The sequence below is a fragment of the Brachybacterium nesterenkovii genome (genome assembly GCF_900163655.1).
Classification (GTDB): Bacteria; Actinomycetota; Actinomycetes; order Actinomycetales; family Dermabacteraceae; genus Brachybacterium; species Brachybacterium nesterenkovii.
The window spans coordinates 30,157-49,776 of sequence record NZ_FWFG01000101.1 but is presented as its reverse complement, the minus strand read 5'-3'; the positions used below and the strand labels follow the sequence as shown (position 1 = coordinate 49,776).

At 71.8% G+C, this 19,620-nt stretch carries 14 protein-coding genes and 1 pseudogene; 5 read left to right on the top strand and 10 right to left on the bottom strand.

Going from position 1 to position 19,620, the window contains the following annotated elements:
• Window positions 1-23: 23 nt before the first annotated feature.
• From FM110_RS11890 to glyA, 5 genes are read right to left on the bottom strand one after another with little or no spacing between them, the layout of a single operon-like run.
• On the bottom strand, window positions 24-770 hold the full coding sequence (locus FM110_RS11890; protein WP_087104968.1) for a sarcosine oxidase subunit gamma: 747 nt from the start codon (window positions 768-770) through the stop codon (window positions 24-26).
• On the bottom strand, window positions 763-3,705 hold the full coding sequence (locus FM110_RS11885; protein ID WP_087104967.1) for a 2Fe-2S iron-sulfur cluster-binding protein: 2,943 nt from the start codon (window positions 3,703-3,705) through the stop codon (window positions 763-765). The genes FM110_RS11890 and FM110_RS11885 overlap by 8 nt, the downstream gene beginning before the upstream one ends.
• A complete protein-coding gene (locus tag FM110_RS11880; RefSeq protein ID WP_087104966.1) occupies window positions 3,702-4,097 on the bottom strand; it encodes a sarcosine oxidase subunit delta in 396 nt (131 codons plus the stop codon). Before FM110_RS11880 ends, FM110_RS11885 begins: the two co-directional genes overlap by 4 nt.
• Window positions 4,098-4,114: 17 nt before the next feature.
• A complete protein-coding gene (locus FM110_RS11875; RefSeq protein ID WP_087104965.1) occupies window positions 4,115-5,332 on the bottom strand; it encodes a sarcosine oxidase subunit beta family protein in 1,218 nt (405 codons plus the stop codon).
• Window position 5,333: 1 nt separating this feature from the next.
• Window positions 5,334-6,449, bottom strand: coding sequence for a serine hydroxymethyltransferase (gene glyA / locus FM110_RS11870; RefSeq protein WP_087104964.1), 1,116 nt, complete (start codon window positions 6,447-6,449; stop codon window positions 5,334-5,336).
• A gap of 179 nt (window positions 6,450-6,628) precedes the next feature.
• Between glyA and FM110_RS11865 the strand changes: the two genes are divergently transcribed.
• The 3 genes from FM110_RS11865 to FM110_RS11855 all read left to right on the top strand — a co-directional run bounded on the left by FM110_RS11865 (window position 6,629) and on the right by FM110_RS11855 (window position 10,116).
• Window positions 6,629-7,309, top strand: a complete 681-nt coding sequence (locus FM110_RS11865) for a GntR family transcriptional regulator (protein WP_087104963.1) — start codon at window positions 6,629-6,631, stop codon at window positions 7,307-7,309.
• A gap of 120 nt (window positions 7,310-7,429) precedes the next feature.
• A complete protein-coding gene (locus FM110_RS11860; protein ID WP_234992417.1) occupies window positions 7,430-9,280 on the top strand; it encodes a BCCT family transporter in 1,851 nt (616 codons plus the stop codon).
• Window positions 9,277-10,116: a creatininase gene (locus FM110_RS11855; protein ID WP_087104962.1), complete on the top strand. Its 840-nt coding sequence runs from the start codon at window positions 9,277-9,279 to the stop codon at window positions 10,114-10,116. Before FM110_RS11860 ends, FM110_RS11855 begins: the two co-directional genes overlap by 4 nt.
• A gap of 12 nt (window positions 10,117-10,128) precedes the next feature.
• On the opposite strand, the gene FM110_RS11850 is transcribed toward FM110_RS11855, so the two are convergent.
• Entirely contained in the window at window positions 10,129-10,923 is a 795-nt protein-coding gene (locus FM110_RS11850; protein ID WP_087104961.1) for an IclR family transcriptional regulator, read from the bottom strand.
• A gap of 235 nt (window positions 10,924-11,158) precedes the next feature.
• On the bottom strand, window positions 11,159-12,424 hold the full coding sequence (locus FM110_RS11845) for a M24 family metallopeptidase (RefSeq protein ID WP_087104960.1): 1,266 nt from the start codon (window positions 12,422-12,424) through the stop codon (window positions 11,159-11,161).
• A 341-nt stretch (window positions 12,425-12,765) separates the two neighbouring features.
• Between FM110_RS11845 and FM110_RS11840 the strand changes: the two are divergent.
• A pseudogene (locus FM110_RS11840) lies at window positions 12,766-13,404 on the top strand (MFS transporter); the annotation flags it as partial.
• Between the two features lie 170 nt (window positions 13,405-13,574).
• Here FM110_RS11840 and FM110_RS11835 read toward each other — a convergent pair.
• From FM110_RS11835 to FM110_RS11825, 3 genes are read right to left on the bottom strand one after another with little or no spacing between them, the layout of a single operon-like run.
• Window positions 13,575-15,344: an FAD-binding oxidoreductase gene (locus tag FM110_RS11835; protein ID WP_087104958.1), complete on the bottom strand. Its 1,770-nt coding sequence runs from the start codon at window positions 15,342-15,344 to the stop codon at window positions 13,575-13,577.
• Window positions 15,345-15,346: 2 nt separating this feature from the next.
• Window positions 15,347-16,171, bottom strand: coding sequence for a lysophospholipid acyltransferase family protein (locus tag FM110_RS11830; RefSeq protein WP_087104957.1), 825 nt, complete (start codon window positions 16,169-16,171; stop codon window positions 15,347-15,349).
• A 5-nt stretch (window positions 16,172-16,176) separates the two neighbouring features.
• Window positions 16,177-16,962, bottom strand: coding sequence for an SDR family NAD(P)-dependent oxidoreductase (locus FM110_RS11825; RefSeq protein ID WP_087104956.1), 786 nt, complete (start codon window positions 16,960-16,962; stop codon window positions 16,177-16,179).
• 122 nt (window positions 16,963-17,084) lie between these two features.
• On the opposite strand from FM110_RS11825, the gene FM110_RS11820 reads away from it, so the two are divergent.
• The gene (locus FM110_RS11820) at window positions 17,085-19,400 is read left to right on the top strand and encodes an HAD-IB family hydrolase (protein WP_087104955.1); all 2,316 of its coding nucleotides are present in this window, start codon (window positions 17,085-17,087) and stop codon (window positions 19,398-19,400) included.
• Window positions 19,401-19,620 lie beyond the last annotated feature (220 nt).

Here is a 19,620-nt window from a genome sequence, read left to right as displayed (position 1 = left end):
GGACGCCGTCTCGCGTCCGCGGCTCAGCCGCGGACGGCCAGCTCCCGGCTCTCCGCCTCCGGATCGGCCGCACCGAACTCGGCCATCGCATCCACGAGCCAGCGGACGCAGAAGTCCGCGAAGGACTGGCGCGGGTACAGCCGCCACTCCTCCTCGCCGCTGCGATGCAGGTAGAGCGGCACGATGCCCAGCTGGGTGACCTCGGCGCGCCCGACGGGGAAGGCCCGCGGGTGCAGGTCCAGGTGGCAGCCCTTCTCCAGCACCGCCCGCGCGCTGGGCCCCGTCAGGACCAGGATCGTGCGGTTGGCCGAGAGGTCCACGGCCTGCCCGGCCGCACCCGGGGCGAGCGCCGCGGCGAACGGGGCCTCGGCGCCGGGGCGCTGATGCTCGGACACGTCGACGGCGAGGAACTCGTCGGGCGATAGCCACAGGACGTGCAGGCCCTGCGGATCGCCGGTGACCTCGCCGACGGCCGTCGGCAGGGGGAAGCCCAGCACGCCCTCGAGCGCCGCCGCACCCTCGGACCCGGGCACGGCCCGCATCCCGATCTGGGTGGCGAACGGGTGCTCCCGCACGGCCGCGCCGCGCTCCCCCGTCACCTCCGCGCCGGCCATGAGGTCGGCGAGGTGGGCCGCGGGCGAGACCCGCAGGCGGTCCAGCTCCTCGACGGACGCGATCTCCGGCACCCCGTCCTGGCCGGGCACGGAGGCATATGCCGGGGTCTCGGCCGTCCTCGGTGCTGTCTCGGTGGTGCTCTTCTCGTCAGCCATCTCGGCGCTCTCCTTCGGGGTCGACCAGGACGGGAGAGGTGATCTCCACGTCGATGAGCTCGTCGCCGAGCGGCGACTGGACGATCTCGCCGACGCGGTCGCGGCCGCGCTCGACGAGGGCGAGGCTGAAGGGGCTCTTCAGCTCCGCCGAGTCGTAGGACGAGGCGACCCAGCCGATCATCGGCACGGGGCCGTCCTGCGGCGTCACGGGCGTGCCGTGCTCGATGAGGTGGGCGCCCTCGGCCAGTCGGGTGGTGCGGTCCGTCGGCAGCAGCCCGACGAGCTGCTTGCGGTCGGTGCGCAGGTTGTCCTCGCGCTCGTAGGACCGCTTGCCGATGAAGTCCTTCTTGAGCTTGGAGACGATCCACTCCATGTTCGCGTCCTGCGGGGTGACCGTGCCGTCGGTGTCCTGGCCGACGATGATCAGGCCCTTCTCGGCGCGCAGCACGTGCATGGTCTCCGTGCCGTACGGGGTGATGCCGAACTCCTCGCCGGCCTCGGCGACCATCTCCCACACGGCGCGCCCGTAGAACGCCTCGACGTTGATCTCGAAGGCGAGCTCGCCGGAGAACGAGATCCGCGGGATCCGGGCCGGCACCCCATTCGCCAGCACCGTGTCCCGGAACTCCATGAAGCCGAAGCCCTCCTTCGAGACGTCCAGGCCCGGGGCGACCTTCGCGATGACGTCCCGCGAGCGCGGTCCGGCCACCGTGATCGTCGACCACTGCTCGGTCACCGAGGTGAAGACGACGTCGAGCTCGGGCCATTCCGTCTGCGACCACTCCTCGAGCCAGTCCAGCACCTTCGCCGCGCCGGAGGAGGTGGTGGTCATGAAGAAGGCGTCGTCGGCCTCGCGCAGGGTCACGCCGTCGTCGAAGATCATGCCGTCGGGCGTGCACATGACGCCGTAGCGGCCCTTGCCGACGGCCAGCTTGATGAAGCCGTTGGTGTAGATCCGGTTGAGGAAGGTCGCCGCGTCCTTGCCGCGGATCGCGATCTTGCCCAGCGTGGTGCCGTCCATGAAGCCGACGGACTCGCGGACCGCGGCGCATTCGCGCAGCACGGCCGTGCGCATGTCCTCGCCGTCCTGGGGGTAGTACCAAGGGCGCTTCCACTGGCCGACGTCCTCGAAGAGGGCGCCGTGCTCGACGTGCCACTCGTGCATGGCGGTGCGCCGCGCGGGGTCGAACAGCTCGCCGCGGCGACGGCCCGCGAGCGCCACGAACGACACCGGGGCGTAGGGGGCGCGGAAGGCGGTGGTCCCGAAGGAGCCGACGTCCTCGGCGCCGAGGATCGCGGCCATGACGCCGATCGCGGGGACGGCCGAGGTCTTGCCCTGGTCGTTCGCGGTGGAGATCGACGTGTAGCGCTTGATGTGCTCGACGTTGCGCATGCCCGCGCCGATCGCGCGCAGCACGTCCCGGACGCTCTGGTCGCGCTGGAGGTCGACGAGGTGGTCGCGCCACGCCTCCGGGTCCGCGCCCGGCTCGCTCGGCGAGCCCGTCGACGGTCCCGGCACGAGCCACAGGGGCGCCACCGGCCCGAAGGCCGGGGCATCCGCATCGCCCGCCGCGGGGACCTCGGCCATCCGCTCGTACCCGGCGGCCGTCGCGGCGGCGGCACCGGCCTCGGCACCGGCGCGCAGGGCGTCGGACAGGGAGACGGTGCCGGTCAGGGCGCCGGCGAGGTGCTGGTTCCTCATCGGCGCGGCGGGCACGAACGTCGCCAGGGCCTCGTCCCAGCGCAGGCGCCCCTGGGCCTGGGAGTGCAGGTGCACGACGGGGGCGATGCCGCCGGAGACGGCCAGCAGGTCGGTCTCGACGCTCTCGATGTCCGAGGCGATCGTCCCGTCGGCCGCGAGGTCGGCGACGCTGACGGAGCTCACGCGCCCGGCCGGCCCCTCCCCCGCGGTGTCGACGACGGCCGCGCCGAAGCGGCCCGCGACGCCGGTCGCCGCGAGGACGGCGCTCGCGCGCTCGCTCGGCGCGGTCCGGGAGTCGACGACGAGCGCGACCTCGGCGCCCGCGGCGACGAGGTCCTCGACGAGGTCGTAGGCGGTGTCGTTCGTCGTGGCGACCACCGTCCGCTCCCCGGCGAGGACGCCGTAGCGGTTGAGGTAGGTGCGCACGGCCCCGGCGAGCATGACCCCGGGCCGGTCGTTGTTCGCGAACACGATCGGGCGGTCGTAGGCTCCGGTCGCGAGCACCACCTGGGCGGCGCGCACGTGCCAGACGCGCTGGCGGGACACGCCCGCGCGCTCGGCGCGCGGCAGGTGGTCGGTGCGGTTCTCGAGCGCGACGACGTAGTTGGAGTCGTAGGAGCCGAACGCCGAGGTCCGCTGCAGGATGGTGACGTCCTCGCTCGCGCGCAGCTCGGCGAGGGTCCGATCGGCCCAGGCCATCGCGGCGGCGCCGTCGATCTCGGCGCTGCGGGTCGACAGCAGGGAGCCGCCGGCGACGCCCTGGTCGTCCATGAGGATCACGCGGGCGCCGGAGCGGGCGGCCTCGCGGGCGGCGGCCAGTCCGGCCGGTCCCGCGCCGATCACGAGCACGTCGGTGTGCACGTGCTTGTGGTCGTAGACCGCGGTGTCGGTGCGGGGGTCCATCGTGCCCAGCCCCGAGAGGTACCGGGCCTCGAGCCCGTCGACGGCCTCGACCGCGGTGGCCGACAGCATCGACTCGTCGACGCCGCCCTCGCCGCGCTGGGACACGTGGACGAGGGCATTGGGCTCCTCGATGCCGGCGGTGAGGATGCCGCGGGGGCGCGAGAAGTAGGTCGAGGGGCCGCAGTCGATGCGGCCGCCGGCGATCGCGGCGCTGGCGATGGTGTCCCCGGCGCACGCCTCGTAGGACGTGCCGTCGAGGGTGATGGTGACGGTGCGGCTGCGGTCGATGCCGTGGCCCGGTGCGCGCTGCGCGTCCAGACGGGTGCTCATCGCTGCCCTCCTTCGGGGGTCTGGGGAGCGGCGGCGGCCCGGGCGTCGTCGCGCCCGGGCTCGTCGAACCCGCGGGTGTGGAACGGCTCGGCGCCCTCGGCGGGGCGCTCGAGCCCGGGGATGTCGGGCCGCGGCTCGCCCATCCGGTAGACGGCGAGGAACTCGTAGGTGGCGGTGTCGCGCACCGCGTTGAACCACTTGCGGCAGCCGCCGGCGTGCTGCCAGCGCTCCGCGAAGGGGCCCTTGGGGTTGTCGCGGTAGAAGAGGTACTCGGCCCACTCGCGGTCGGAGAGGGCCGACGGGTCCTCCGGGTAGGCCACGTGGGCCTGGCCGCCGTAGTGGAACTCGACCTCGTTGCGGGGCCCGCAGTCCGGGCATTCGATGAGAAGCATGGGGATGACCTCCGGTGTCAGTGGGCCACGGCGGCGGCGCCGTGCTCGTCGATGAGGTGGCCGGACTCGAAGCGCTCGAGCGCGAAGGCCCGGTTGAGCTCGTGCGGCTCGTCATGGGCGATCGTGTGCGCGTAGGTGAAGCCGGAGCCCGGGGTGCCCTTGAAGCCGCCCGTGCCCCAGCCGCAGTTGACGTAGAGCCCGCCCACGTCGGTCTTGGAGACGACGGGCGAGGCGTCGAGGGTGACGTCGACGATGCCGCCCCAGGTGCGGATCAGGTGCGCCCGCGCGAAGATCGGGAACAGCTCGACGGCCGCGGCCATCTGCTCCTCGATGACGTGGAACGAGCCGCGCTGGCCGTAGCCGTTGAACGGGTCGATGCCCGCGCCCATCACGAGCTCGCCCTTGTGCGCCTGCGAGACGTACACGTGCACGTGGTTGGACATGACGACCGTCGGGTGGACGGGCTCGAAGAGCTCGGAGACGAGCGCCTGCAGCGGGTGGGACTGGATGGGCAGGCGCACCCCGGCCATCGCGGCGAGCACCGAGGAGTGCCCGGCGACGGCGAGCGCGACCTTGCCGGTGCCGATGCGGCCGTACTTGGTCTCGACGCCGGTGACGCGACCGCCCTCGACGACGATGTCGGTGACCTCGCAGTTCTGGATGATGTCGACGCCCATCGCATCGGCCTGGCGGGCGAAGGCCCAGGCCACGTGGTCGTGCTTGGCGATGCCGGCGCGCGGCTGGTAGGTGGCCCCCATGATCGGGTAGCGGATGTCGTCGGAGATGTTGACGATGGGGCACACCTCCTTGACCTGCTGCGGGTCCAGCCACTCGGCGTCGACGCCGTTGAGCTGGTTGGCGCGCACGCGGCGCACCGACTCGCGGACATCGCCCAGGGTGTGGGCGAGGTTCAGCACGCCGCGCTGGGAGAACAGGAAGTCGTAGTCGAGCTCGGCGGGAAGCTGCTCCCAGAGCTTGAGGGACTTCTCGTAGATCGCCGCGGACTCGTCCCACAGGTAGTTCGAGCGGATGATCGTGGTGTTGCGGGCCATGTTGCCGCCGGCGAGCCAGCCGCGCTCGAGGATCGCGACGTTCGTGATCCCGTGGTTCTTGGCGAGGTAGTAGGCGGTGGCGAGGCCGTGTCCGCCGCCGCCGACGATCACCACGTCGTACGTCTTCTTCGGCTCCGGGTTCCGCCAGAGGAAGTCCGGGTGCTCGGGGAGCATGTCTGCCATGTCAGGCCTCCTGCTGGGCGAGATGGGGGTACAGGGGGTGGGCGTCGGCCAGGGCGCTCACGCGCCGTCCGAGCTCGGCGAGGACGGCCTCGTCGGCGCCTCCCTCGGCGGTGCCGGCGATCAGCGCCTCGGCGATGATGTCGGCGACCTCGGTGAACGCATCGGCGTCGAAGCCGCGGGTGGCGAGCGCCGGGGTGCCGATGCGCAGTCCCGAGGTGACCATCGGGGGGCGCGGGTCGAAGGGCACCGCATTGCGGTTGACGGTGATGTCGATGCGGGCCAGGAGGTCCTCGCCCTGCTGGCCGTCGAGCACGGAGTCGCGCAGGTCCACGAGCACGAGGTGCACGTCGGTGCCGCCGGTCAGCACGGTGATGCCGCGCTCGGCGAGGTCGGGGCGGCTCAGGCGCTCGGCGAGGATCGCGGCGCCCTCGAGGGTGCGGCGCTGGCGGTCGGCGAACGCGTCGGAGGCGGCCTGCCCGAAGGCGACGGCCTTGCCCGCGATGACGTGCTCGAGCGGCCCGCCCTGCTGGCCGGGGAACACGGCGGAGTTGATCTTCTTGGCGATCTCCGCGTCGTTGGTGAGGATCATGCCGCCGCGGGGCCCGCCGAGCGTCTTGTGCGTGGTGGTGGTGACGACGTGCGCATGCGGCAGCGGCGAGGGGTGCAGCCCCGTGGCGACGAGCCCGGCGATATGAGCCATGTCGACCATGAGCAGGGCGCCGACCTCGTCGGCGATCGCGCGGAAGCGGGCGAAGTCGAGCTGCCGGGGGTAGGCGGACCAGCCGGCGATGATGAGCCTGGGCTGCGTCTCGCGGGCGATCGCGAGGCGCTCGATCTCGTCGACGTGCTCGCAGCCGCCGTAGTAGCGGCGCCCGGGGTAGCCCTCGGCGTACTTGTTGGTCAGGACGGATCCCTGGGCCTCCATGACGGCCCGGAAGGTGTGGTTCTCCGAGGCGATCATCTCGAGGCCGCCGCGCTGGCGGGCGAGCTCGGCGTCGATCAGGCGGGAGATCTCGGAGTCCAGCTCGGCGAGCGGGGCGGACAGGGCGGGATCGGCCGCGGCGGCCGTCGGCGGGGTGCTGGGCGAGCGCGTCTCGGGGCTGCTCGGATTCGACATGGACGCTCCTCATCGATGGTCGTCGAGCCTTGATATATCAAGGTGGGGCTCACGGTAGGATGCCCGAGGAAACAGTGTCAACAGGTTCCCGGACTCCGGATCTCCTCGCCGCGCCCCGAGCGCACCGGATCGAGGATCTCCCCAGGAAGGGCCTGACCGCCGAGACGAGGAGCAGACCCATGCGCCTTCCCGCGCCGCCCGAGGAGTCCACCGGGTCCGCCGCCGGCTCCTCCCTGTCCGCCCGCGCCTACCGGGAGCTGCGCGATCGGCTGATCCTGCTCGACATCGCCCCCGGCGAGCCGATCCACGAGTCGCACCTGATGGCGGAGCTGGGCCTGGGGCGCACGCCGCTGCGCGAGGCCCTCAAACAGCTCGAGCGCGACCACCTCGTCGTCTCCTACCCCCGCCGCGGCACGTTCGCCACCACCATCGACATCACCGAGCTCTCGAAGATCTCCGAGGTCCGCTCCGTGCTCGAGCCTTTCGCCGCGCGGCGCGCCGCCGAGAAGCGGGGCGGGGCCGTGCGCGGCGAGATCGAGCTCCTCGTGCCCGAGCTCTCCGCGGACTCGCTCGCCCGATCGGGATCGCGGCGCGATCTCATGCTCATGGGCATGCGCATCCACCGCCTGGTCCACCTCGCCACCGGCAACGACTACCTCGCCGAGACCCTGGGGCGGTACGCCGACATCGCCGCCCGCATCTGGTGCGTCTCGATCGACCGCCTGACGGACCTCACCGCGCACATCGCCGAGCACGCGGACCTGCTCGAGCAGATCCTCGACGGCGATGCCGAGGGGGCCGAGGCCACCTCCGCCGAGCACGTGGCCCACTTCGAGCGGGCGCTGCGCGCAGCCCTGTAGGCGCGCGCCGGACCGCGCGGAACCCCGCGACACCCCACCCGCCCCCGTCCGAGACGGGGGTGGGCAAAGCCGCGCGCCCTCGCTACACTTCAGCGCAATCGTGTTGCCTTCACCGCAACTTTGCAGGCTGGTATCCGACGATCGCACCGGAGACGTTCCCGCCCCGACCGCGCGACGACGCACGACGAACGGACTGGACATGACGCGCAAGCCTTCGCCCCCTCCCCCGACCACGGCCCCCGACTCCGCGTCGGGCCCACCCGGGGCGCCACCCCCGGCGGTGCCGCCGACAACGGCACCGGCCCCGCCGGAGCCACCGCCGAGGTCCCTCTCCCCCGCTTCCGCGGCCGGATCATCCCGCCTCTCGACCGCGCCGTCATCACCGCCGCGCCGCCGCTGCTGATCGTGGCCGCGATCATCGCCGTCGTGCTCGACCCCGGTGGTGCCGCCGACCTCATCTCGAGCGCCCGGACGCTCGTGACCCGGCACTTCACCTGGCTGTTCGTCCTCTACTCGATCGCCGCAGCCGGCGTGTGCCTGTGGCTCGTCTTCGCCAAGGTCGGGAAGGTCCGCCTGGGAGGCCCCCAGGCGAAACCGGAGTACTCGAGCTTCGCCTGGTACTCGATGCTCTTCGCCTGCGGGCAGGGAGTGGGCCTCATCTTCTGGTCCGTCGCAGAGCCGATCATGCTCAAGGAGGAGGCCCCCGTCATCCCCGCAGGCCCCAACCCCGGCACGGCGGGCATGGCATGGTCCTACTTCCACTGGGGCCTGACGGCCTGGGCGATGTACTGCATCGTCGCCGTGTGCCTGGCTTACTCCCACCACAACCTCGGCAAGACCCTCACCTTCCGCGAGGCCACCGTCGACATCCTCCCCCGCGCCGTGCAGCGGCCCGCGGGCGTGGTTGTCGAGCTGCTCGCGATCATCGCCACCGTCCTGGGCCTGGCCACCTCGTTCGGCTTCGCCGCGATCCAGTTCAGCTCGGGCCTGTCCGCGGCGCTGGGGATCTCCGCCTCCCCGGTGCTGTGGATCTCAGTCGTGCTCGCCCTCGGCGCCTTCGCGGCCTGCAGCGCCTTCCTCGGCGTCGACAAGGGCATGAAGAGGATCAGCGAGGCCAACTCGATCCTCTCGATCGTGCTCGTCGTCGGCGTGCTGGTCTTCGGCCCGATCGTCTACATCCTCTCGACCATGACGGAGACCTTCGGGGCGTTCTTCACGCACTTCGTCCCGATGAGCTTCTTCACCGACGCCTCTCTCGCACAGGGGTCCATCGCCTCCTGGGAGGACTCCTGGAGCGGCTGGTGGACCGTGTTCATCTGGTGCTGGGTGATCGCGTTCTCCCCGTTCGTGTCGGGGTTCATCGCCCGCATCTCGCGCGGCCGCACGATCCGCGAGTTCGTCCTGGGCGTGTGCATCGTCCCCTCGCTCATCGTCATGGTGTGGATCGGCGTGATCGGCTCCGCCGCCCTCTACTACGACTCCACGAGCTCCGGCTCGATCTCCGCGGACGTCGCCGAGGACACCTCGAGCGGCCTGTTCTCGATGCTCGGCATGATCCCGATCGTCGGGACCGTGCTGATGATCGTCGCGACCCTGCTGGTGGCCACCTACTACGTGACGAGCCTCGATTCGGGCACCTACGCGCTCGCCTCATTCGTCTCCGCCCCTAAGCGCGCCGGCGCCTGGTTCCGCGTGGTCCTCGTGGTCTCGATCAGCGCGGTCGCGATCTCCCTGCTGTCGATGGGCGGGACCTCGGCACTGGACACCGTCCAGACGGGCACCATCATCGGCGCCTTCCCCTTCACGTTCGTGATCCTGCTGATGATCGCCAACCTCGTCAGTCGCCTGCGCAAGCGCAACCGCGAGGTCAAGAAGCTGGAGAAGACCATCAACGATCCCCGCCCGCTGCCGGAGGACGAGCACGTGGACGCCGACGGGATCCCCCTCAAGCACGGGAGCGTGCAGTCATGACCGACCGGACCGGACCCGCCGCCTCCCCGACGTCGCCGGGCGCGGGCGCCGTCGTCGCCGCCGAGATCGATGCCGTGACGTTCGCCGAGCGCCTCGCCGCCGGCGCCCCCGTGCTGATCCCCGTCGGCGCGACCGAGCAGCACGGCCCGCACCTCCCGCTGGGGACGGACGCGATGCTGGCCGATGCCATGGCGCGCGGGGCCGCCGAGCACGTCGGAGGCCTCGTGATGCCCGCCTTCTCGTGGGGTTACAAGTCCCAGCAGCGCTCGGGCGGCGGCGACCACCTGACCGGGTCGACGAGCCTGGACGCCGCCGCGCTGATCGGCCAGACCCAGGATGTCCTACGCTCCCTGCTGCGCCAGGGCGCGCGGCGGATCGTGCTGGTCAACGGGCACTTCGAGAACACGCAGTTCCTGTACGAGGGGATCGATCTGGCCCTGCGGGAGCTCGATGCGGAGGCGCGGGACGCCTCCGCCGTCCTGCTCCTGTCGTACTGGGACTACGTGAGCGAGGAGACCATCGGGCGGGTGTTCCCGGACGGCTTCGGCGGCTGGGACGTGGAGCACGGCGGCGTGCTCGAGACCTCCCTCATGCTGCATCTGCATCCGCGCCTGGTGCGCATGGACCGCGCCCCCAGCCACGGGCCGGCGCAGCTGCGCCGCTTCGACCGCCTCCCGATCCACCCTGAGCGCACTCCCGCCTCGGGATGCCTGTCGAGCCCGATCGGGGCGAGCGCCGACAGCGGGCGCCTCCTGCACGAGCAGGTCGTCGCGGACCTCGGGGCGGAGCTGCTCTCCGAGCTCGGCGACGGGACGGCAGGGGCGGCCGCGGGCTGAGGCGCGACGCCGTCAGCGGCGGGGGACGTCGGCCCCCATGCGCCGGCTGACGGCGTCGGCGGCCGCGCGGGTCTGCATCCCGAGCTCCTCCAGCTGCGCGCGCGAGACGCGGAAGCGCGGGGCGGCCAGGAGCAGGGCTCCGACGCACAGACCGCGGTGGTCGAGGACGGGCGCCGCGGCCGCGGCCTCGTCGGGCAGGGTCTCGCCGTCGTTCAGGGCGAAGCCGGTGCGCCGCACCTCCTCGAGCCGCTCGAGGTAGACCTCCGCATCCATCGGCTCGTCGAAGCCCAGATCGCCGCGCGCGAGGAGCTCCCGCACGCGGGACTCCTCCTCCTGGGCGCAGAACACCTGCACGCTCGCGCTGAGGCCGGTCCCGTAGCGGGAGCCCAGCGCCGAGGTCTGCTTGACGTTGCGCTTGCTCGCGACCTGCTCGACCGACACGGACTCCTGGCCGTCCCAGACGGTCAGCGCCGCGGTCTCGCCGGTGCGGTCGCGCAGGGCCACGAGCTCGGGCACCGCGATGCGGCGCACGTCGAGCGAGGCGAGCAGCGGAGCGGCGATCCCGATCAGTCCGAGCCCCAGGCGGTAGCGGCGGGTCCGCTCGTCGCGCTCGACGATGCCCTCGGCCTCGAGGGTGGACAGGATCCGGGAGACGGAGGACTTGTGGAGGCCGACGCGGCGCGCGATCTCGGTGACACCCTGGTCGGGGGCGTCGCTCGTGAAGCAGCGCAGGACCTCGAAGACGTTGGCGATCACCGAGCCGCCGCGCTGGTCCTGGGCGCTGCGGGCGGTGGCGGTGGTGGGCATGGCGAGACCCTATCCCTCCTGGTCTGCGGGGCGGTGCGGAGAGCGCCTCGAGCGCGTCCGCCCCGGGATGCAGAGCCGCCCTCCGACAGGGGTCCGCGACGCGCCGCGGCCGCGGACGGAGGGTGATCCCGCTCCGTCCGCGGCCTCTCCTCATCCGGCCGCGGGGGCGTGTCCGCAACCGGTCGCTGCCCGGCGGCGGGGGCGTGTCCTCACCCGCCGCGGCCCCCGCAGCGCCTCAGGCGCTGATGATGTTGTGCTCGGGTCCGAAGGGGAACATCGTGATGTCCTCGGCCCCGTCCTCCCCGATCACGAGGATGTCGTGCTCGCGGTAGCCGCCGGCGCCCGGCTGCCCCTCGGGGATCGTGATCATGGGCTCCATCGAGACCACCATGCCGGGCTCGAGCACGGTGTCGATGTCCTCGCGCAGCTCGAGCCCGGCCTCGCGCCCGTAGTAGTGGGACAGCACGCCGAAGGAATGCCCGTAGCCGAAGGTGCGGTAGGGCAGGAGCCCGTAGCCGATGTAGATCTCGTTGAGGGCGGCGGCGATGTCCTTGCAGACGGCGCCGGGCTTGATGAGCTCGATGCCCGCCCGGTGGACCTCGACGTTGATGTTCCACAGGCGCAGCGACTCCTCGTCCGGCTCGCCGAAGAACAGGGTGCGCTCGAGGGCCGTGTAGTAGCCGGTGGGCATCGGGAAGCAGTTCAGGGAGAGGATGTCCCCCTTCTGGACCTGGCGCGTGGTGGCCCAGTTGTGGGCGCCGTCGGTGTTGATGCCCGACTGGAACCACACCCAGGTGTCGCGCACCTCGCGGTGGGGGAAGGTCTTGGCGATCGCACGGGTCATCGCCTGGGTCCCGGCGAGCGCCACCTCGTACTCCGGCACGCCCTCGTGGACCGCCGCGCGGACGGCCTCGCCGCCGAGGTCGCCGATGCGGGCGCTGTGCTTGATGACCTCGATCTCCTCGGCCGACTTGATCATGCGCCGGCGCATGGCGTCCTGGGAGACGTCCACCAGCTCCGCGCCCTCGAAGGCGTCCTGGAGACGCTGGCGGATCAGCATCGGGACGGTGTCGTCCTCGATGCCCAGGCGCTTCGGGCTGGTGATGCCGCGCTCGGCGAGGACCTGCTGGAGGGCGTAGTAGAAGTTGTCGCGCTGCCAGTCGGTGTAGACGATGTTCTCGCCGTAGCTGGTGCGCCAGGGCATGCCGGCATCGATGTTGGCGGTCACGGTGCAGGTGTCGTCGGCGGTGACGACCATGGCGTAGCTGCGGCCGAAGTACGTGAACAGGAAGTCGCTGTAGTACTTGATGCCCTGATAGCTGGTGAGGATCACCGCGTCGAGGTCCTTCGCCGCCATGATCTCGCGCAGGCCCGCCAGGCGGCGCTCGAACTCTGCGTCGGAGAACGTCAGCTGCTGCTTCTCGCCGATGTGCAGCACCTTGAGGCGCTCGAGGTCGGCGACGGACGTGGCGGGGGCGGTGTTCGGGTTCTGGGCGGTCATGGGTGTGCACCTCTTCCGGCTCGTGGCGGTCCGGCATCATCGCCTGACGCAACCGTGTTTCCTTCATTGCAACGCTAGGCGCCATGAGACCACGAGCCCCGAGGCCCGTCAAGAGCATCCGGAGCGCGGTCGCAGGGTTGACGCCAGAGACGTCAGAGTGCACTCTCGTGCAACGTCGTTGCCTTCTGCGCAACGCATACCGGATGCAGTGCCGCACCCACACCGAAGGAGGCGCCATGAGCGCCATGCCCCCTGGACCCGCACGCCCCTCCCCCGCGAGCCGGGTCCCCACAGCGCCGCCGCCGTCGGACGACGGCTACGACACGCTCAGCGGACGGCACATGCCGCATCGCATCGACCCCGCCACACGCCGCAAGGTGCTCCAGGCCAGCTTCATCGGCAACTTCGTCGAATGGTTCGACTACGCCGCCTACGGCTACCTCGCCGCCACGATCGGCGCCGCCTTCTTCCCCGAGGCCGACCGCGCCACCCAGCTCCTCTCGAGCTTCGCGATCTTCGCCATCTCCTTCATCGTCCGCCCCATCGGCGGCTTCATCTGGGGCTACCTCGGCGACCGCCTCGGGCGCCGCGCGGCGCTGGGCTGGTCCATCCTCATCATGAGCGGCGCAACGTTCCTCATCGCCCTCATCCCCAGCTACTCCTTGATCGGGATCCTGGCCCCGATCGCCCTGCTCATCCTGCGCCTGGTCCAGGGCTTCTCGGCCTCCGGCGAGTACGCCGGCGCCTCCGCCTTCCTCGTCGAGTACGCCCCGCCGCACCGTCGCGGCATCTACGCCGCGATGGTCCCCGCCTCCACGGCCACCGGGCTGCTGCTCGGCTCCCTCATCGCCGCCCTGCTCACGGCGACGCTGTCCGATCAGCAGATGGTCGACTGGGGCTGGCGCCTGCCGTTCCTGCTGGCCGCCCCGATGGGGCTCATCGGCCGCTACATCCGCACGCGCCTCGAGGACTCCCCCGCCTCGGTCGAGGCGATCCTGGCCGGGGAGCCGATGCCGTTCGTCGCCATCGGCGTCCCCGAGCTCGTGCGGAGGGAGTCGGCCTGACCGCACCTCGGGCCTCGGCCCCTCGCGCATGACGAAGGCCCCGCCCAGGGCGGGGCCTTCGTCATGCGGGCGTCGGGAGCGCCGCGTCAGGGCGTGATGATCTTGCCCGGGTTGAGGTTGCGGCCCGGGTCGCTCGCGGAGAACACGTCGTGCAGGATCGAGACCCCGACGGGCGTGATGTCGTCCTCGATCCACGGCTGATGCTCCGTGCCCACCGCGTGGTGGTGGCTCAGCGTGCCGCCGTGGTCGATGAAGGCCTGCTGCACCGCGTGCTTGAGGGTCGTGTACTCGGCCAGCGCCCGCTCCTTCGAGGAGTACGGGAAGGCGAACGTGAAGTACAGGCAGGCCCCGGAGTGGTAGCTGTGGCTCATGTGGCAGAACATGAAGCCCGTCAGGCCCATATCGTCGAGCGCCTTCTGCCCCGCCGCCATGACCTCGGTGTGCATCTCGTTCAGGCGCGACCACGGGGCCGCGGTGTCCGAGACGTCGCCGAACACGTCGTAGCTGAGCAGGAAGTCGCGCAGGTACGGGGTGTCGAACTTCTTCTGGTCGTAGATCGCGCCCGGGCCGGCGCCCAGCGAGATGCCGCCGTTGCGCTTGACGATCCCCCTGACCGTGCTCTCCTGGCGCGACACGGACTCCTTCGAGCCCTCGAAGCACACGTAGGCGATGCACATGTCCCCGTCGGTGTTCCAGCCCTTGCGCCGCAGGTAGGCGAACAGGCCGTCCTGCACCTTCCCGGCCACCTTGCCCTTGGTCGACGTCGGCTCCTTGACCATCGACAGCGAGAACGCGGTCTCGGGGCCGTCGGACAGGCGCGTGAACGTGGGGAACACGTCGGTGGCGCGGGCGATCGCGTGCATACCGCGGATGCCGTGCTCCCAGTCGGGGAACATGTAGGCGATCACCTGACGCTGCGCCGGCAGGCGGTGCACCTGCACGGTGACCTCGGTGATCACGCCCAGGCGCCCTTCGGAGCCGAGCACCAGCTCGCGCATGCTCGGCCCGTCGGACTGTCCCGGCAGGGCGGTGACGGCGAGGACGCCGCGCGGGTGGGCCAGGCGCAGGCCGCGGACGATGTCGGCGATGTCGCCGTACTTGTCGCTCTGCATGCCTGTCGAGCGCGTCGCGGCCCAGCCGCCGAGCGTCGAGTAGTTGAACGAGTCCGGGAAGTGGCCCAGGGTCCAGCCCTCGGCGTTGAGCTGGTCCTCGAGGTCGGGCCCGTAGGCGCCGGCCTCGACGCGGGCCAGCCCGGAGGTCTCGTCGATCGACAGCACCGCGCGCATGCGCCCCAGGTTGACGGTCACGACGGGGCGCTGCTCGGCGACATCCGGGGTGACGGAGCCGGAGATGCACGAGCCGCCGCCGAAGGGGATCAGCACCAGGTCCTCGTCGAGGACGAGGCGCAGGATCGCCTGCACGTCCTCCTCAGTGCGCGGGTAGACGACGGCGTCGACGATGCGCTCGAAGTCGCCCGTGCGCACCCGGAACAGGTCGGTGACGGAGCGGCCGAAGGAGTGGACCACGCGCATCTCGTCGTCCACCAGCACGTTGTCCTCGCCCAGCAGCTCGACCAGTCGCGCGCGCGTCTGCTCGCCCAGGCGGCTCGCGGGCACCTCGTACGCCGACAGCTCCGGCTCGGGGCGCTGCTCGAGCTCGTGGAGGTCCAGGCCGATCTTGTCCTTGGCGAACGGCGGGAACGCGGGCTTGTTGTCCCAGCGGAACGCGACGTCGTCCAGGCCCCAGCCCCACCACTTGTGGCGCTTGACCTCGCGGCCCGAGGCCGGGGCCGGCCAGGGGCCCGTGCTCGGGATAGCGGGCGTCCCCGCGGGAGCGGTCCTCGTGCTGCGGTCCATCGTCAGTCCGCCTTCCTGTCGTGCGGGTCCGGTGCGGGCGCCGGGCGCGGTCCGAGGACTGCGTCGCGGTGGGTGTCGTAGAGATCGGCGACGGCCGCGCGGATGCGGTCGTTGAAGTCGGTGACGGACTCGTCGGGGGCGGCCACGAGCGGCTCGCCGAAGACGACCTTCACCGGCGGGCGCCCCGGCTTGGGCCAGTTGCGGCCCTTGGGCATCGCCTCGTGGCCGCCGATGATCGCGGCGGGCACGAGGGGCACGCCCACGTTCGCGGCGAGCGCCGCGGCCCCCGGCTTGAAGCTCCCCATCACGCCGGTCTGCTGGCGCCCGCCCTCGGGGAACACGAGGATCGGCACGCCCGAGCGCAGCAGGCGCCGGGACGTGCCGGAGTTCTTGCGGGAGCCGTCGCGGTCGATCGGGAAGGCGTTGAGCATCCAGCGCACGAACGTGCGGCGATGCCAGACGCGGAAGAAGTAGTCCGCGGCGACGCCCGTCGAGAGCAGTCGGCCCTGGCTCCACGGGAGGCTGATCGCCAGCAGCGGCCCGTCGACGTGGCTGGTGTGGTTGGAGACCAGCACGAAGGGGCCGCGGATGGTGCGCACGCGGCGGTGGACCTCGACGCTCGGGGTGACCGCCGAGTTCAGCACCGCGCGGAAGACGACGCGCTGGATGAACCAGCGCACTCCCGCCCGCCAGCGCGAGCGGTAGACCGCCAGGCGCTCATCGGACAGGTCGAAGCCCTGTGCGCGCGCCGGCGAGGAGAGCGAGGGCTGCGGGGGGCGGGCCGCGGTCCCGTCGCCGGTCGCGCCGCGCTGGTCGGAGCCTGCCATCGGCGTCAGCGCTCCCTGCTGCGCCGCGAGGAGAGCACCGAGCTGACCCGGTGGATCGCCGCGCGCGGCGCCACCCGCGCGAGCGCCACGAGCACCTGGAAGCGCTTGGAGGGGATGGAGACGGCGCGGCCGCGGGCGACGTCGCGCAGGCACTCCTCGACGAGGCGCTCGGGCGTGAGCCACAGGAAGCCGGGGATCGAGGACCCCTTGATGCCGGCGCGGGAGTGGAACTCGGTGCGGACCCAGCCGGGGGCGAGCAGCGTGACCTGCACGCCCGTGCCCTCGAGCTGCACGTGGAGCGCCTCGGTGTACGAGTTCACCCACGACTTGATCGCGGAGTAGTTGTTCTGGGTGACGAACGCGCTCACGGAGCCGACGTTGATGATCCAGCCCTGATGCCGGGCCGTCATCGCGCGGGCGGCGGCGGCCGACAGGAGGATCACCGAGCGCATCATGACCTCGTAGCCGCGGTCGTGCTCGGTCATGTCCGCGCTGGTCAGCTCGGTGCGGACGGAGAAGCCTGCGTTGTTGACGAGCACGTCGATCGCGGGGTGCTCGGCATCCGCGGCCTCGAGGCGATCGGCCACGCGCTGCTGGTGGTCGCGGTCGGAGAGGTCGGCGGCGATGGTCTCCACGTCGATGCCGTACTCGCGACGCAGGGCGGCCGCGGACTCCTGCAGCCGGTTCTCGTCCCGCGCGACCAGGACGAGGTCCACGCCGCGGCGTGCGAAGGCGGTCGCGAATGCGGCTCCGATGCCGGATGTGCCACCGGTGATCAGGGCCCTGTGCATGCGGCTACGGTACACTAGCGCGGCGCTGACCAGCGCCGGGAGCGACTCCCGAGCAGCATCCGAGCAGCATCGCGCGGCGGTCCGTCAGCGATCGCGCAGCACCGTCCCCGGGAGCCTCCAGCATGTCGAAGACCACTGATCAGACCAGCGACGTCGCCCCCGCCGCCCCGCCCGCGGACCAGCAGATCCTGCTGACCGGCGTCACCGGGTTCCTCGGCCAGGCCGTCCTCCAGGCGCTCCTCGAGAGCTTCCCGCGCGTGCGGGTGACCGTCGTGATCCGCCCCAAGGGCGCGCAGACCGGCCGCAAGCGCCTCGAGGGCCTCCTGCGCAAGCCCGTCTTCGCCTCCTGGGACGAGCGCGCCGGCGAGGGCACGGCCCGCGCCGCCTTCGACGAGCGCGTCGACGTCCTCGAGGGCGATCTCACGGACATGCCTCCGATCACGCAGCACGTCGACACCGTCATCCACTCGGCGTCCTCGGTATCGTTCGACCCGCCGATCGACGAGGCCTTCCGCACCAACGTCGGCGGCGCCCGCAACCTCTACGAGGCGCTGCTCGCCTCCGGCCAGGACCCGCACGTCATCCACGTCTCCACCGCGTACGTCGGCGGCATCTCCAAGGGCCTGCGCCAGGAGGGCGCGCTCGTCCACGACGTCGACTGGCGCGCCGAGCACGACGCGGCCCTCGCCGCCCGGGAGCGCGTCGACGCCGAGTCCCGCCTGCCCGAGGCCCTGCGCTCGCAGATGCTCAAGGCTCGCGTGCGCGACGGGAAGATGGGCCCTAAGGCCGTGGCCGCCGCCGCGGAGGACGCGCGCCGCAGCTGGGTCCACGACCGCCTCGTCGACTACGGGCGCCTGCGCGCGCAGTCCGTCGGCTGGACCGACATCTACACGTTCACCAAGGCGATGGCCGAGCGCGTCGCCGAGGACCTGTGGGCGGGCTCCGGCCACCGCGTCTCCTTCGTGCGCCCCTCGATCATCGAGTCGGCGCTGCGCCGCCCCTACCCGGGCTGGATCGACGGCTACAAGGTCGCCGACCCGCTGATCATGGCCTACGGCCGCGGCCTGCTGCCCGAGTTCCCGGGCCTGGCCGACTCGATCCTCGACATCATCCCCGTCGACTTCGTGGTCAACGTGATCGTCGCGCTCGCGACCCAGCCGGTGTCACGCCGCGGCGACGACGCCTACTTCCAGGTGGTCTCCGGCAACACCAACCCGTTGCCGTTCCACGAGATGGTCACGGCCGTGCGCGGCTACTTCGTGGACAACCCCCTCGAGGACGACAAGGGCGAGCCGGTGATCGTGCCGGAGTGGGACTTCCCCGCCGTCGAGATGGTCGACGTCCGCTTCCGCCTCAAGGAGCTCGCGACGAAGGCCGGCCAGATGGCCGTCTCCCGCCTGCCCGCGACGCGGCGCACCCGCACCTGGACCTCCACTCTGCATCGCAACGCCTCGGGGCTGGCGAGCCTGCGCAAGTACACCGACCTGTACCGCCAGTACACGAAGACGGAGATGGTCTTCGACGATGCGAACACGCGCGCCCTGCGCGAGGAGCTGCCCGCCGCGTTCCTCGCCGGCGGCACGTCGGCCGAGGGCGTCGCCGGCGCCGTCGAGGGCGTGGACCGCGCCGCCTTCGACTTCGACATCGCGGACCTGGACTGGCAGACCTACTTCCGCGAGCTGCACCTGCCGGCCGTCACGGAGCTGACCAAGGCGTACTCGCGCCGCAAGGCCGCGCTGAGCACGCGCGCCGAGCGCCCCGCCGCCGCGATGCCCGAGGGCTCCGACGTCCTGGCCGTGTTCGACCTTGACGGGACCGTCGTCGCGACGAACATCGTCCAGCAGTACCTCGACGTCGTGAAGGCCACGAAGCCGCGCCGCCAGTGGCCGGCCGAGATCGGCAACCTCGCGGGCGCCCTCCCCGGCTACCTGCGGGCCGAGAGCCGCGACCGCTCCGAGTTCATCCGCTCCGTCAACCGCCGTTACCAGGGCTTCCGCACGGCCGAGCTGCGCGAGCTGCTCGCCGGGGAGCTGGGCCGGCGCATCCGCGCGTCGATCCGCCCCGAGGCGCTCGAGCTCATCGAGCAGCACCGGCGGGCGGGGCACCGCACCGTGCTGGTGACGGGCGCGCTCGACGTGCTGGTCGAGCCGCTCGCGGACCTGTTCGACGAGGTCGTCGCCACGCACATGCACGAGGACGAGAACGGGGTGATGACGGGCTACCTCGCCACCCCGCCGCTCGTCGACGAGGCCCGCGCGAACTGGCTGCGCAAGTACGCCGGCCGCGTCGGTGCGGACCTGAAGAAGTCCTACGGCTACGGCGACTCCCACGCCGACGCCGCCTGGCTCGAGCTCGTCGGCACGCCGTCGGCGGTCTCCCCGGACCTGGGGCTGTACGCGGTCGCGAAGAAGAAGCGCTGGGCCGTCCTGGAGTGGTGACGCTGCGGGCGCGCTGAGCCGGTCGGCGCCACCGTCGCCCCGGTCGCGCCCCGTTGAGCCGCCCGCAGCGTTGTGTCCGTTTCCGTGTACACGACGCGCGTCATGTACACGGAAACGGACACAACCGTGCGCAGGCCGCGCGTCGCCATGCCTCCACAGGCACCCGTTGTCCCCACCGCGTATCGCCCCCTGCCCGCGCAGCCGCCCTCCGCCGTAGCGT